This is a genomic window from Gracilibacillus suaedae (genome assembly GCF_017599345.1).
Taxonomy (GTDB): Bacteria; Bacillota; Bacilli; order Bacillales; family Amphibacillaceae; genus Gracilibacillus; species Gracilibacillus suaedae.
Genome location: NZ_JAGFVL010000035.1, coordinates 29,062 through 43,016, shown reverse-complemented (window position 1 = coordinate 43,016; position 13,955 = coordinate 29,062). Strand labels below are relative to the sequence as shown.

13 protein-coding genes are annotated in these 13,955 nt (G+C 35.9%); 10 read left to right on the top strand and 3 right to left on the bottom strand.

Annotated features, from left to right (window positions below; all coding sequences use genetic code 11):
• Nucleotides 1–17: 17 nt before the first annotated feature.
• A complete protein-coding gene (locus J5J03_RS09960; protein WP_231710682.1) occupies nt 18–623 on the bottom strand; it encodes a TetR/AcrR family transcriptional regulator in 606 nt (201 codons plus the stop codon).
• 51 nt (nt 624–674) lie between these two features.
• A complete protein-coding gene (locus J5J03_RS09955; protein WP_208589244.1) occupies nt 675–1,553 on the bottom strand; it encodes a LysR family transcriptional regulator in 879 nt (292 codons plus the stop codon).
• A 116-nt stretch (nt 1,554–1,669) separates the two neighbouring features.
• On the opposite strand from J5J03_RS09955, the gene J5J03_RS09950 reads away from it, so the two are divergent.
• On the top strand, nt 1,670–2,770 hold the full coding sequence (locus J5J03_RS09950; protein WP_208589243.1) for a citrate synthase/methylcitrate synthase: 1,101 nt from the start codon (nt 1,670–1,672) through the stop codon (nt 2,768–2,770).
• A gap of 271 nt (nt 2,771–3,041) precedes the next feature.
• Entirely contained in the window at nt 3,042–3,740 is a 699-nt protein-coding gene (locus tag J5J03_RS09945; protein WP_208589242.1) for a polysaccharide deacetylase family protein, read from the top strand.
• A 113-nt stretch (nt 3,741–3,853) separates the two neighbouring features.
• On the opposite strand, the gene J5J03_RS09940 is transcribed toward J5J03_RS09945, so the two are convergent.
• The gene (locus J5J03_RS09940) at nt 3,854–5,566 is read right to left on the bottom strand and encodes an Rqc2 family fibronectin-binding protein (RefSeq protein WP_208589239.1); all 1,713 of its coding nucleotides are present in this window, start codon (nt 5,564–5,566) and stop codon (nt 3,854–3,856) included.
• A gap of 365 nt (nt 5,567–5,931) precedes the next feature.
• Here J5J03_RS09940 and J5J03_RS09935 point away from each other — a divergent pair, with 365 nt between their 5' ends.
• From J5J03_RS09935 to rsmB, 8 genes are all read left to right on the top strand, one after another.
• Nucleotides 5,932–6,810 carry a YicC/YloC family endoribonuclease gene (locus tag J5J03_RS09935; RefSeq protein ID WP_208589237.1) on the top strand — a complete coding sequence of 293 codons (879 nt, stop codon included), beginning with the start codon at nt 5,932–5,934 and terminating at the stop codon, nt 6,808–6,810.
• A gap of 32 nt (nt 6,811–6,842) precedes the next feature.
• Nucleotides 6,843–7,103: an extracellular matrix/biofilm regulator RemA gene (gene remA / locus J5J03_RS09930; protein ID WP_018932726.1), complete on the top strand. Its 261-nt coding sequence runs from the start codon at nt 6,843–6,845 to the stop codon at nt 7,101–7,103.
• A gap of 14 nt (nt 7,104–7,117) precedes the next feature.
• Complete coding sequence (gene gmk, locus J5J03_RS09925; protein ID WP_208589235.1) at nt 7,118–7,738, top strand: guanylate kinase; 621 nt, start codon at nt 7,118–7,120, stop codon at nt 7,736–7,738.
• A complete protein-coding gene (rpoZ, locus tag J5J03_RS09920) occupies nt 7,735–7,950 on the top strand; it encodes a DNA-directed RNA polymerase subunit omega (RefSeq protein WP_018932724.1) in 216 nt (71 codons plus the stop codon). Before gmk ends, rpoZ begins: the two co-directional genes overlap by 4 nt.
• Before the next feature lie 82 nt (nt 7,951–8,032).
• Nucleotides 8,033–9,232 carry a bifunctional phosphopantothenoylcysteine decarboxylase/phosphopantothenate--cysteine ligase CoaBC gene (gene coaBC / locus J5J03_RS09915; protein WP_208589233.1) on the top strand — a complete coding sequence of 400 codons (1,200 nt, stop codon included), beginning with the start codon at nt 8,033–8,035 and terminating at the stop codon, nt 9,230–9,232.
• A 2-nt stretch (nt 9,233–9,234) separates the two neighbouring features.
• Nucleotides 9,235–11,643 (top strand): primosomal protein N', encoded by a 2,409-nt coding sequence (gene priA / locus J5J03_RS09910; RefSeq protein WP_208589230.1) that lies wholly within the window; start codon nt 9,235–9,237, stop codon nt 11,641–11,643.
• A 14-nt stretch (nt 11,644–11,657) separates the two neighbouring features.
• Nucleotides 11,658–12,596 carry a methionyl-tRNA formyltransferase gene (fmt, locus tag J5J03_RS09905; protein WP_208589228.1) on the top strand — a complete coding sequence of 313 codons (939 nt, stop codon included), beginning with the start codon at nt 11,658–11,660 and terminating at the stop codon, nt 12,594–12,596.
• A complete protein-coding gene (rsmB, locus tag J5J03_RS09900) occupies nt 12,593–13,948 on the top strand; it encodes a 16S rRNA (cytosine(967)-C(5))-methyltransferase RsmB (RefSeq protein ID WP_208589224.1) in 1,356 nt (451 codons plus the stop codon). Before fmt ends, rsmB begins: the two co-directional genes overlap by 4 nt.
• The last annotated feature ends 7 nt before the right edge of the window (nt 13,949–13,955 follow it).

Genomic DNA, 13,955 nt, shown 5'->3' with positions numbered 1-13,955 from the left:
CCAAAATAGGCAAAAAATTATAAATAAGTATGGATAACAAAAGAAATCATTGCTTCTACTTCTTGTTTATCTTTACCTGCTTTGGCCATTACATTTATACTGTGATTCAGATTTAACAGTAGAGAGGTTAATGCCTTTATGTCAACATTCCTGTTAATTTCTCCAGAATTTTTCCCTTTCTCCAATAGTGTGAAAAAAGACTGTTCCAGTTTACTAAGACTATCTTTTATCAATTGGTTTACTTGTTTATCTTCAGATGATTCTAGCGATATAGCTGCATTCGTTATAAAACAACCACCAGGAAGTCTTGGGTCATAAGCGCTCGAAATATGAATCTTAAAAAATCGATCAATTCCATCCTTCACATTTGTCGCTTTGTCAAGAATATCTCTTTTTCTCGAATAAATAGCTTTATAATGTTCTAAGGCAGATATATATAAGGTTTGTTTATCAGTGAAAGTGTCATAAAGACTTGAACGGCTAATACCCATGACATTTAATAACTCTGGTATACTTGTGGCTTCATACCCATTTTTCCAAAACAACAGCATGGCTTGATGTAATGCTTGTTCCTTATGAAATTCTTTAATTCTTGCGATGATGGCACACCTCCTTTTGAACATATTATCATTTTCGGAATAATCAGTCCAGAATAGTTATTCGAAAACTTTTTGTTATAAATGATACTGGCCAATAAATTCCAAAAGCTCCATTTGCTTATTATGATCAAATTTATAGATTGCATAAGTATTTGCTTGGGGTGGTGGAAAAGACTGAATATCAACCTCAATCATTTTACCTTCAAGCAGCTCCCTTCTTACTGTTGAGAAAGGAAGAAATGAGACCCCTAGCCCTTCTACAATAAAACGCTTTGTAATATGAGTTTGTGAGACTTTCATCATTTGAATACCTGGATAAAATAACTTTACATTTTGAATTAAGTCATCCCAGTAGCCAGGATGATTATGTGTCAATAAGCGATTGGCGGATAATATCTCTGCTTCATCCAATGGGAGTGCAGCTTCAAAATCTATTCCATCATGAGGTGCAACCAAAACAACTTGATCGTTATATAGTAATTGGCTCTCAAGGTCAGGATGGAAACTTGGAAGACATGATAGACCAATATCCACCGTTTCATTACTAACCGCTTTCTCAATATCTTTTGATTCCACAATTTCTATCGTAATCTCTACTTCTGGGTGTTTTTTGATATATTGCTTAAGTACAAAGGGCATGATCGTATCTGCAATGAGAGGAGAGATAGCAAGGGTTAATTTTGTTGTGTATCCTTGGCTAAAGGTTTTGATATCCTCCATTCCTGCTTCATATACCTCTGTCAAATGAATGGCATGGTTTAAATACCTCCTACCAGCTTCTGTTAATTTTACACGTTTGCCATCTCTTTGAAATAACTGAATTCCAAGCTCTTTTTCCAATTGTTTAATATGTACAGTTACAGAAGGCTGCGAAATAAATAAATAATCAGCAGTTTTTCGGAAATTGCCTGTTTTAGCTGCAGTAATAAATGTACGAATCCAACTTAACTCCATGTATATCTTCCTTATTAAATATATTAATTAATAATTTTAAAAATATTTAATTTTTATAATTAAATTACTATTATACAATGTTTATAAAGGAAGTTCTAACAGAAAGGAAGAGGAGAATGGTTAACCAAGGACTTAAAGGAGTTGTCGCTGCAGAAACATATATTAGTCACATTGACGGTGAAAAGGCTCAATTAATTTATAGAGGATATGAAGCAAAACAATTGGCAAAAGCCAATTCGTTTGAAGAGGTTGCCTATTTGCTTTGGTATGGCTATTTACCAACTGCAGATGAATTAGAAAATCTAAAGAATGAACTAATCAAAAAGCGACATTTAACAGCAACAATCAAATCCATAATGGAGCATCTACCGCAAAATATGGATGTGATGAGCGTAATCAGGACGGTTATATCAGCAGAAGGAACTACAGATTACCAATGGAAGCCTTCGATTACTCATGCTATAAGATTAACAGCATTAATTCCTACTATTATCGCTTATTGGTACAATAAAATAAACGGGAATGGTGCTAATGAACTAAATGATGCTTACGGTCACGTTGAAAACTACTTATTCATGCTAAATGGAAAAAAGCCAACTAAAGCTCAAGTGGATGGATTAGAAACATACATGATTTTGACCATGGAGCATGGTATGAATGCGTCCACTTTCTCTGCTAGAGTTACCGCTTCAACAGAGTCTGATCTAGTATCGAGTATAACTGCTGCAATCGGAACGATGAAAGGACCTTTACATGGTGGAGCTCCTTCAGGGGTGATCCAATTATTGGAGGAAATAGCCATAAAAGAAAATACAGAAAAAGTGATCAGAAATAAGCTGAACAACGGTGAAAAGTTAATGGGATTTGGACACCGTGTATATAAAACACATGATCCTCGAGCAATTGCATTACGAGAGACCTTGCTTCAATCGAAAGATTCAGATGCCTGGTTAGATCTTGCCATTCATGTGGAGGATGTAGCTGTTAAAGTATTAAATGAATTAAAGCCAGGTCGTTCTTTATATACAAATGTAGAATTTTATGCAGCGGCAATTATGAAGTCTATTAACCTAGATCCACAACTTTTTACACCGACATTTACTGCGAGTAGGGTGGTTGGCTGGACTGCTCATGTACTTGAACAAGCTGATAATAATGCGATTTATCGACCACAATCCCGTTATATTGGAAAGATAATCGAGAAGGATGAGAGATAATAAACAAGGAAGTAAAAGCTAGTCCACAACTATATTTTAAGGATATTTCTCTGCGGTGTCGTTCGAGGTTGATATAGCAAAAGGAGATAAGAATGAATTAAAAACAGCTTGTTAATCATATGATTTATAGGCTGTTATTTTTTTATGACTCTACTATATTGTGAATGAGAGTCTTGCTATCTTCCATACACCTAGATGATGTTCTGTGTTATATTAATGGAGTATCAGTTATTCAAGTTATTGATAATATGATGAAGAGAAGGTATTGGCTATGAGAAAACCAATCGTTTTAATTACTATTATTGTTATTTGTTTCGTATCCATATTATTTAGTGGCTATAAGCTAATGAATTCTAGAACCTTTCAATTATTTGGTGATTTAACTGCCAAAGTTGAAACGAAAGAAAAAGTTGTAGCACTTACCTTTGATGACGGTCCTACTAAAAACGTTCACGAGATTCTATCGTTGTTAGAAACATATAATGCTAAGGCAACGTTTTTTCTGATTGGAGAATCTATAGAAAACTTTCCAGAAGAGGCTGAAGCAATCGTACAAGCTGGGCACCAGGTTGCAAACCATACTTATTCTCATAACCGAATGATTTTCAAATCTCCATCGTTTATTAAAAACGAAATTGAAAAAACAGACCAATTAATTAGAGAAATTGGTTATGAGGGGCAAATTGATTTTCGCCCACCGAATGGAAAAAAGATCATTGCTTTACCATGGTATTTACAGCAAAATAATATGGAAACAATTATGTGGAATCTGGAACCAGATAGTTTTTATGTTCAGGCTGCTGATAAAGTTAATTACGTGGTAGAAAATATCGAACCGGGATCCATTATCTTGATGCATCCGATGTATGACGATAAAGGAAAAGAACTCAAGGCCATCGAAGGTATTTTAGAAACGTTATCTGAGAGAGATTATCAGTTTATCACGGTCAATGAATTACAAGAATTGTAAACTACTAGATTGCCGGTATAAAAACTCCCCGTAAGATGAAAACAGATTTTATTCATTAATCTGTTTACCTTTAAGGGGAGTATAAGTATATTAGACCGACTGAGCGTTTAGCTTTATGGTTTAGCTTTTAACTTTGTCAAATAGCTTTGATCAGGTGTTACAAACAATGTTTTTTGGTTGTCATAGGTGACAAAGCCTGGTTTCGCACCATTTGGTTTTTTTACATGCCTGATTAACGTATAGTCAACCGGAACAGAGGAAGAATGTTTTGATTTACTGAAATTAGCGGCTAACTGTGCTGCTTCCAATAATGTATCTTCACTAGGGTTTGTTGACCGAATCACAACATGTGAACCAGGAATATCTTTCGTATGCAACCAGACTTCATCCTTGCGTGCTAGACGATTAGTCAAATATTCATTTTGTTTATTGTTTTTACCAACTAAAATTTCGGTTCCATCTGAAGCGTAGAATGTTTCTGGAACTGGTTTCGTCACTTTCTTTTTTGCCTTTGTTTTTGCTTGTCTTTTCTTTAAATATCCCTGTTCTTGTAATTCCTCGCGTATTTCCTCGATATCCTGCTCCCTAGCCGTATCAATTTGTTCGATTACCTGGTCTAAATATTCCATTTCTTGATAGGTTTTCTTTTTCTCTTCTTCAACCATTTGTTTCGACGTTTTTAATTTGTGATATTTTTTGAAAAGAGCCTGCGCATTTTCGCTAGGTGTTTTATTCTCGTTTAACGTAATCGTTCTTTTCGCTTGATCAGGGTCATAATAATCGATCACTTCGACTTCTTTATCGCCTTTTTCCACTAAATGCATGTGAGCCGTTAATAATTCTCCGTCTCGTTGGTAGCGATCTGCATTTTTCGCTTGTTCCAATGTTTTGTCTAATTTCACTAACTTTCGTTTGTTTTTCTTTTGTTCATTGGTTAAAAAGCGTAATAAATCACCAGCTTTTTGCTTTACTCGGTCACGCTCAGCTTTGCCGGAATAAAATGTATCTAACATACTGCTTACGGAATTAAAACACTCTTTTTCACCATCTTTGGACGATAAAGGTAAAACATAAAACCCTTCTTTTTTATTCCTAGTTATAAAAGGCTCATATTGATGTTCTAGTATTTGCTGTTGAATCTTTGTAAATGCGTCTTTAAATGCATCTGTTTTACCAAGACCAGCTTGTACTACTATTTCCTTTGCTAAAACAGGAGAAATCCCCATATAGGTATTGACGATTTGTTGATCAAGTTTACCTGCATTAAAATCCAGCTTTCGAATAAATGCATCCCCATCAATGGTTAACGGATTGTATTTACCTTGATTAGGTGGTTGTACATACGTGTTGCCAGGTAAAATAGCTCGATGTCGATTATGAGCACTTGATACATGCTTAATGCTTTCAAGTATCACCTGACGTTCTTGGTCAACTAAAATAATATTACTATGCTTTCCCATCAATTCCACTATTAATGTTTTAACGCTTTGGTCCCCGATTTCATTTTTTGTTTGAAAATGAATATGAATAATTCGCTCATTTTTCATCTGCTCAACCGATTCAATAAAGCTTCCATTTAAATACTTGCGAAGCATCATACAGTACATCGAAGGTTCTGTAGGATTTTCGTACGTATCTGTTGTAAAATGAATTCTGGCATAACTTGAATGAGCACTAATCAAAAGCTGTTTATTGGTACCGAACTTTCTAATTGTAAATAACAATTCGGTATCTGTAGGTTGATATATTTTTAATACACGTCCTGATGCCATTTCATGATGAAGCTCGTGTGTTATTGCGCGGGTAACAATTCCATCAAATACCATTAAAATCACCTCATTATTTCATTATACCATTTCTTATAGAAGTTGTTCAAAAAGTTACCAAATGATAAGCGGCGAATCTCTTTGTTGGCTTGTTTCTCCGTTCCTTGGAAAAGATGAACACTTTTCCGGCGTGCGATGTAGTTCTATGGAGCTTTCCTTTGTGCTCACGTATCTAAAAGCAAACGTTCCGCTACTCAAAACTACACCGCCTTGATCTTTCTTACTTCTAATTTGGCAACTTTTTGAACACGAATTTTATAGGCAAAAAGAATCGAAGAATTATTTGTCTATTGAATAGAATGTTTGATATGATGATTATGGTTAGAAACAAGTGTTTATACTGTTAAATGGAAGGGATATGAAATATGTTAAGCATGACTGGTTTTGGTAGAGCAGAGTTTCGGAATGAACAGTTGGAAATTAATGCAGAAATTAAAGCGGTTAACCATCGTTATCTCGACATTACTTTTCATATGCCTCATTTTTTATTACCTATTGAAGATCAATTGAAAAAAATCATTCAAAATAAGATGAAACGTGGAAAAATCAGCGTTTCTATCTATATTTCTGGTACCTATACACACCGTAAACAATTAAAGACAGATTGGGATTTAGTAGAACAATACGTTGCACATGTAAAACAAATACAAACCAAGTACCAGCTGGCAGGGGAAATCTCAGTGGAAATGATTAGTCAGTTTCCTGATGTGTTTCACATTGAAGAAAAAGAACAAATAAGTTCTGATTTAGAAACACATGTAAAAAACACATTGGAAAAAGCGGTCACCAAAGCTAATCAAATGAGAACAATCGAGGGAGCAGAATTAAGAAAAGATCTCCTGATGAGAACAGAAAATATACTTCATAATATAAAACAGTTGGGTGAAAGACGAAAAATTGTTATAATAGAGTATCAAGAGCGAATACTTGAGCGTATGAACAGATATCTTGAAGATACGCCTGTTTCTGATGATTCAAGACTCTATCAGGAAGTTGCCCTGCTTGCAGAAAAAGGCGATATTTCCGAAGAGCTAACAAGAATAAATAGTCATATTAAGCAATTTCAGCAAATGATGGAGGAGACTGATCTGATTGGTAGAAAATTAGATTTTATTGTTCAAGAACTAAACAGAGAGTTAAACACAATAGGTTCTAAGTCAAATGATGTGTGGATCAGCGAGCAAATTGTTTATTTAAAAAGTGAAGCAGAAAAAATGAAAGAACAAATACAAAATGTAGAATAACTTGTTCTTTACAATTTAAGGGGGAGCTCGAGATGAGTTTGAAGTTAATTAATATCGGTTTTGGAAATGTGGTGTCTGCGAATCGAATTATTTCCATTGTATCACCAGAATCTGCTCCAATTAAACGTATTATTACAGTTGCGAGAGATAATAATAAACTGGTAGACGCTACATATGGCAGAAGAACGAGAGCAGTTATCATTACAGACAGTGATCATGTAGTGTTATCAGCTGTTCAACCAGAAACGGTCGGCCAAAGAGTGATTAGTCATGACGAAATAAATGAAGAGTAGTAGGAGGAGCTATGTTGATAGATGAGAAAGGAATACTGTTTATTCTATCTGGACCATCTGGAGTGGGAAAAGGAACAGTACGAAAAGCGTTATTTGAACAAGATACAAATTTAAAATATTCTATTTCTATGACAACAAGAGCTATGCGTGAAGGCGAACGAGAAGGTGTCGATTATTTTTACCGAACACGTGAGCAGTTTGAACAAATGATAAATGAGAAGAAAATGCTAGAATATGCCGAGTATGTCGGCAACTATTACGGCACACCGAAACAATATGTAGAAGATACAATTGAGAAAGGCCATGATGTCTTTCTTGAGATTGAAGTTCAAGGCGCATTACAAGTGAAAGAAAATTTCCCGCAAGGTGTATTTATCTTTTTAATTCCTCCTAGCCTGGAAGAATTAAAAAATCGAATTATCGACCGTGGAACGGAAACAGAGGAACTCATCATGAACCGGTTGAAAGAAGCACGAAATGAAATTGAAATGATGGATAAATATGATTATGTTGTAGTAAATGATAATATAAATGAAGCTGTCAGGAAAGTTCGTGCAATAGTACAAAGTGAACATTGCAAACGCGAAAGAGTAGCAAAACAATACAAAGCATTATTGGAGGTAGATGAACAATGATTTTAGAGCCATCGATTGATAAATTACAAACAAAAATTAATTCCAAATACACCTTAGTAACACTTGCTGCCAAAAGAGCACGACAAATTCAAGATACGAAAATGCATCAGGTAGAGACTCCTAGAGCAGCAACTTTCGTAGGGCTTGCTTTAGAAGAAATCCTGGAGGAGAAATTAACAGTAGATCCTGAGTATAAAATGATCAATGAATAATATCGATGTTGAATAGAAGAGACTCCCTCGCATTGCTTCTGCTTGCGGGGGTTTCTTCTATATCAGGAAAGGGGTTACCGATATGTTAAAAGGAAAGAAAGTGCTTTTGGGGGTTTCTGGTGGTATCGCTGTTTACAAAGCAGTTGCATTAACAAGTAAATTGACACAGGCTGGTGTAGATGTAAGAGTGATGATGACAGAGCACGCAACAGAATTTGTGACACCTCTTACTTTTCAAGCAATATCAAGAAATCCGGTTTATACCGATACATTTGATGAAAAGGATCCTGCAAAAATAGCACATATCGACTTGGCAGATTGGGCTGATTTAGTGTTGTTAGCTCCTGCTACGGCAAATATAATCGGCAAAATAGCAAACGGGATTGCGGATGATATGTTAACCACTACCCTTTTAGCTACACAAGCACCTGTTTATATCGCACCTGCTATGAACGTTCATATGTATCAACATCCAGCAGTAATTCAAAATCTCTACAGACTGGAGAATTGGGGCTACCGCTTTATCGAACCAGGTGATGGTTATCTGGCTTGTGGTTATATTGGAAAAGGTCGTTTGGAAGAACCGGAAAATATCGTCGAGTTATTGGAAATAGAAACAAATCGAACAAATAACTGGAAGGGGAAGAAAGTATTAATTACAGCGGGTCCGACTCGAGAAGCTTTAGATCCGGTTCGTTTTTTTACCAATTATTCATCTGGAAAAATGGGATATGCACTAGCACAAGCAGCAATGGAAAACGGAGCGGAAGTCATTTTAATAACAGGTCCTACAAGATTAACCCCTCCGGTAAACGTCACAACGATAGAAGTAACAAGTGCGGATGAGATGTTTGAACAAGTGAAGAGGAACTATGAGAATATGGATATTATTATTAAAGCTGCGGCGGTAGCAGATTACCGCCCCGCAATAAGAAATGAACAGAAAATGAAAAAGCAAGATGGACCATTAACACTGGAAATGGAAAGAACGACAGACATTCTTCATTATCTTGGTCAACACAAAACAAAGCAATTTTTAGTTGGATTTGGGGCGGAAACACAGGATATTGAGAAGTACGGAAGGAAAAAGCTTGAAAAGAAAAACCTAGATGCCATTGTACTCAATGATATTAGCCGTAAAGATATCGGATTCGCTTCTGATCGAAATGAAGTTTTATTTATGACTAGAGATGGGGAAGAACAGGCAATCGAACAGAACAGCAAAAAGAATATTGCTAAACAGATTATTCAATTAATAGATTCTGAACTAAGGAAGGTTTAAGTATGCGAGTAGCAAAAGTTATTGTGGATGTCCCATCAAACCAGACAAATCATACCTTTGATTATTTGATACCGGAGAACCTAGAGAATCTAGTGCAAAAAGGTATGCGTGTATCGCTTCCATTTGGTCCACGTAAAGTGATGGGATTTGTATTAGACGTTGTCGATCACTCTGATTTTGATAAACTTAAACTTATTGAAGAAGTGATGGATCTTACCCCGGTTTTAACGGGGGAGCTATTACAACTGGGGAAATGGATTAGTGAGCAAACGGTTAGTTTCTATATCCAAACATTTCAGGCGATGTTGCCGCAGATCCTGAAGGCAAAATATAAAAAAGAAATAGAAGCACTAACAGATTACGAATTACCTGATGAGTTACAAAAGCTTTTCGCAGGCAGAGCAGTTATCGATTACGATGAATTTATTGAAAGAAATGGTAACTATAATCTATTATTAAAAGAAGTACGTAATGGTCATGTTCAAATCAATTATATCGTTAAATCTAAAGAAACCAAGAAAACAAAACTGTTTATTGCACCGAATAAAGAGACATACTTATTAGAGGAAGCATTAGAAGATATATCCAACAGAGCGAAAAAACAAAAGCAGATTATTGACTATTTTATTCAGCATCCTGATCCGATCGAACAAAAAGAACTATTAAATGATTTCAACACTACGACAGCTACCATTAATCAATTAGTAGAGAAAAAGCTGCTAAAGAAAATAGAAAAGAAGGTTTACCGTGATCCCTTTCAAGGCAGTGAATTTGAAAGAACACAACCATTACCATTAAGTAAGCAGCAACAACAAGCGATTGAACCCATTTGGCAAGCAATTGAAGAAAAACAGAACCAAGTGTTTTTATTACATGGTGTAACAGGTAGCGGGAAAACAGAAGTGTATTTACAAGCGATCGAGAAAGTTTTAAATCAAGGAAAAGAAGCCATTGTATTAGTTCCTGAAATTGCACTTACACCACAGATGGTGCAACGTTTTAAAGGTAGATTTGGATCAGAAGTGGCAGTTTTACATAGTGCATTATCACCTGGTGAGAAATTTGATGAGTGGACGAAAATTCATAAACAAGAAGTGAAAGTTGTTGTAGGAGCGAGATCGGCAATTTTTGCACCATTTGAGAATATTGGTATTATCATCATTGATGAAGAGCATGAAACGAGTTATAAGCAAGATGAACAACCACGATATCACGCACGAGAAGTAGCCAAAAAACGAGGTGTTTATCATAAATGTCCTGTAGTCTTAGGGAGTGCGACACCAATGTTGGAATCATATGCCAGAGCAAAAAAAGGTGTATATCATTTACTAGAGATGCCTGATCGTATGAATGAAGGAACGATGCCGCCTGTCGATATTGTGGATATGCGTGACGAATTGTATGCAGGAAATCGTACCATGTTTTCACGAAAATTATTGGATGCAATTAAAGAGAGAATTGATCAGAACCAGCAAGTTGTTTTATTTTTAAATAGAAGAGGATATTCTACCTTTGTGATGTGCCGTGAATGTGGAGATGTGATGAAATGTCCGAATTGTGATATTGCTTTAACGTTCCATAAAAGCTCTCACCAATTAAAATGCCATTATTGTGATTATCAGATACCGATGGTAAAAGAATGTGGAGCGTGTGGAAGTAAAACGATCCGTTATTTTGGAACAGGTACGCAAAAAGTCGAAGAAGCCTTAAAAGAACATATTCCTGAGGCTAGCGTAATTCGAATGGATGTTGATACAACGAGGCGAAAGGGATCGCATAAAAAGCTGTTAGAGAAGTTTGGGAATGGACAAGCCAATATTTTGTTAGGTACTCAAATGATTGCCAAGGGACTAGACTTTGAAAATGTTACACTTGTAGGTGTTTTAGCAGTCGATGCGATGTTACATTTGCCCGATTTCAGATCAGCTGAAAAAACATTCCAACTGATGACACAAGTTAGTGGACGAGCAGGGAGACATCGTTTACCTGGAGAAGTTATTATTCAAACGTATACTCCTGAACATTATAGTGTACAGTTAGCCAGTCAATACGATTATGAAAGGTTCTTCCTGCAGGAAATGGAGATGCGCAAAAGCTTTCATTATCCACCTTATTATTTTTTGACATTAATTACGGTATCACATCCAAATCAATGGAAGGCACAAGAAGTAACCAAAACAATTTGTAAGTTGTTATATAAATATCTGTCAGATCAAGCTACTATTTTAGGACCTACCCCTTCACCAATGGTTCGTATAAATAATAGATATCGCTACCAGTGCATGGTAAAATATAAGGATGAACCGAATCAAAGAGAAATTATTCGCAAAGTTCAAGAACATTATTATGATGACATTCAACGACATGATTTAACGATACAAGTCGATTTTGAACCATATTCATTAATGTAAGAGGAGTTTTTTAAATGAAGAAAATCATTTTTATGGGAACGCCAGATTTTGCTGTCCCTGTACTGGATGGATTGATCAAGGAAGACTACCACATTGATTTAGTCGTTACACAGCCTGATCGTCCTCGTGGAAGAAAAAAAATCCTAACACCTCCACCAGTGAAAGTGGCTGCCGAAAAGCATAATATTCCAGTATTTCAACCGGAAAAAATAAAAGACGACTATGAAGAAATTAAGAAAAGAAACCCTGATCTTATTGTTACTGCTGCATTTGGTCAATTACTTCCAAAAGGGTTATTAGAAATCCCGAAGTTTGGCTGTATTAATGTTCATGCATCATTATTACCAAAGCTAAGAGGTGGGGCGCCGATTCATTATGCAATTCTCGAAGGGCATGATAAGACAGGAATCTCGATTATGTATATGGCAGAAAAGTTAGATGCAGGTGATATCATTAGTCAGAACGAAGTTATAATCGAAGACAATGATGACGTAGCAACATTACATGACAAATTATCAGAAGTGGGAGCAGATTTATTACTAGAAACGGTTCCTGCGATATTTTCAGGTGAGGCAAATCGAAAGCCGCAAGATGACAATCAAGCAACATTTGCTCCAAACATTACACGAGATCAAGAGAAAATTGATTGGACGCAACCACAACAAGATGTTTATAATCGTATTCGAGGATTACATCCATGGCCGGTTGCATTTACAACATGGAAAGGTAAAGTATTGAAAGTATATCAAGCATCCAAGGTAAACAAAAACACTAATGAGCAAGCTGGTAGCGTGATTGATATTAGTGAAGATGGCCTTCTAGTTGCAACTGGTGATCACAAGGCAATACAATTAACAGTAGTACAACCAGCAGGAAAGAAAAAAATGACGACAGCAGATTTTCTTAGAGGTGTAGGAAGCAATATGACAGTAGGAGAGAAACTAGGCGAATGACAAAACAATCATACAATATTAGGAACATAGCACTCGACCTATTAATCCGCATAAGTGATCAAGGTGGCTATAGTCACTTAGTGATTGATCAAATGCTTAAAAAACATCAACTTGAACCAAGAGACGGAGGATTATTGACAGAAATCGTCTATGGTACACTGCAAAGAAAGCTAACACTTGATTACGACTTGAACACGTTTATTAAATCGAACAAAAAAATTGATAAATGGGTGAAATGGTTACTTTATTTATCCTTTTACCAAATGAAATATTTGGATAAAGTACCAGATCATGCCGTGATTCATGAGTCTGTTGAAATTGCAAAGCGAAAAGGGCATAAAGGAATTGCTAACTTTGTCAATGGTATTTTACGTTCGGCACAGCGGGAGGGTTTTCCTAATTATCAGAATATAAATGATCCGGTGAAACGAATCAGTATTGAAACAAGTCATCCACACTGGTTAGTAAAGCGATGGAATCAGCAATACGGAATCGAAACTACCGAACAAATGTGTCAAACCAATATTACGCATAAGAAAATTTCTATTCGTGTACAACCGCTTCGAATATCAAGGAAGCAATTACTTTCCAGATTGGAAGACAGTCATATAAAGGCTAGAGTATCTACTTTTTCAGATCAAGGTTTAGTAATTGAAGAAGGCAATATTTTGAAAGATGAAACGTTCCATGAAGCTTTATTTACTATTCAAGATGAAAGTTCGATGTTGGTTTCAGAATTGATGGACTTAAAAGAAGGAATGACCGTGCTTGATGCATGTAGTGCACCTGGAGGAAAAGCTACACATATTGCTGAAAAATTGAATGATAGTGGGGCAGTGTATGCGTATGATTTGCACGAAAAAAAGGCAGAATTAGTTAGCAAAAAGGCAAGAGAATTAGGGCTTACATCCATTCAGGCAGCGCAATCAGATGCACGAAAGCTACAAGAAAAGCATGTTAATCATACATTTGATCGAATTCTAATTGATGCACCTTGTTCAGGTCTTGGTGTACTTCGAAGTAAGCCTGATATAAAATATAATAAGACAAGTGAAGACATCGACAAGCTAGCAACGATTCAAAAAGAAATTTTACATCATGTCGAACCATTATTAAAAAATGAAGGTAAATTAATGTATAGCACTTGTACCGTTGATCAAGAGGAAAATGAAGAAGTTATCAAGGATTTCCTTGTAAAACATCCAGCTTACCGAGTGGATCCGGCATTTTTTGCTGAACTACCGGAAGTATTGCAGAACAGTAAAGGTCGTAGTCAATTTGGAATTCAGATTTTCCCTCAAGATATTAATAGTGATGGCTTTTTCATGACAAGACTAGTTAGGGATAGTTGACTGGGAG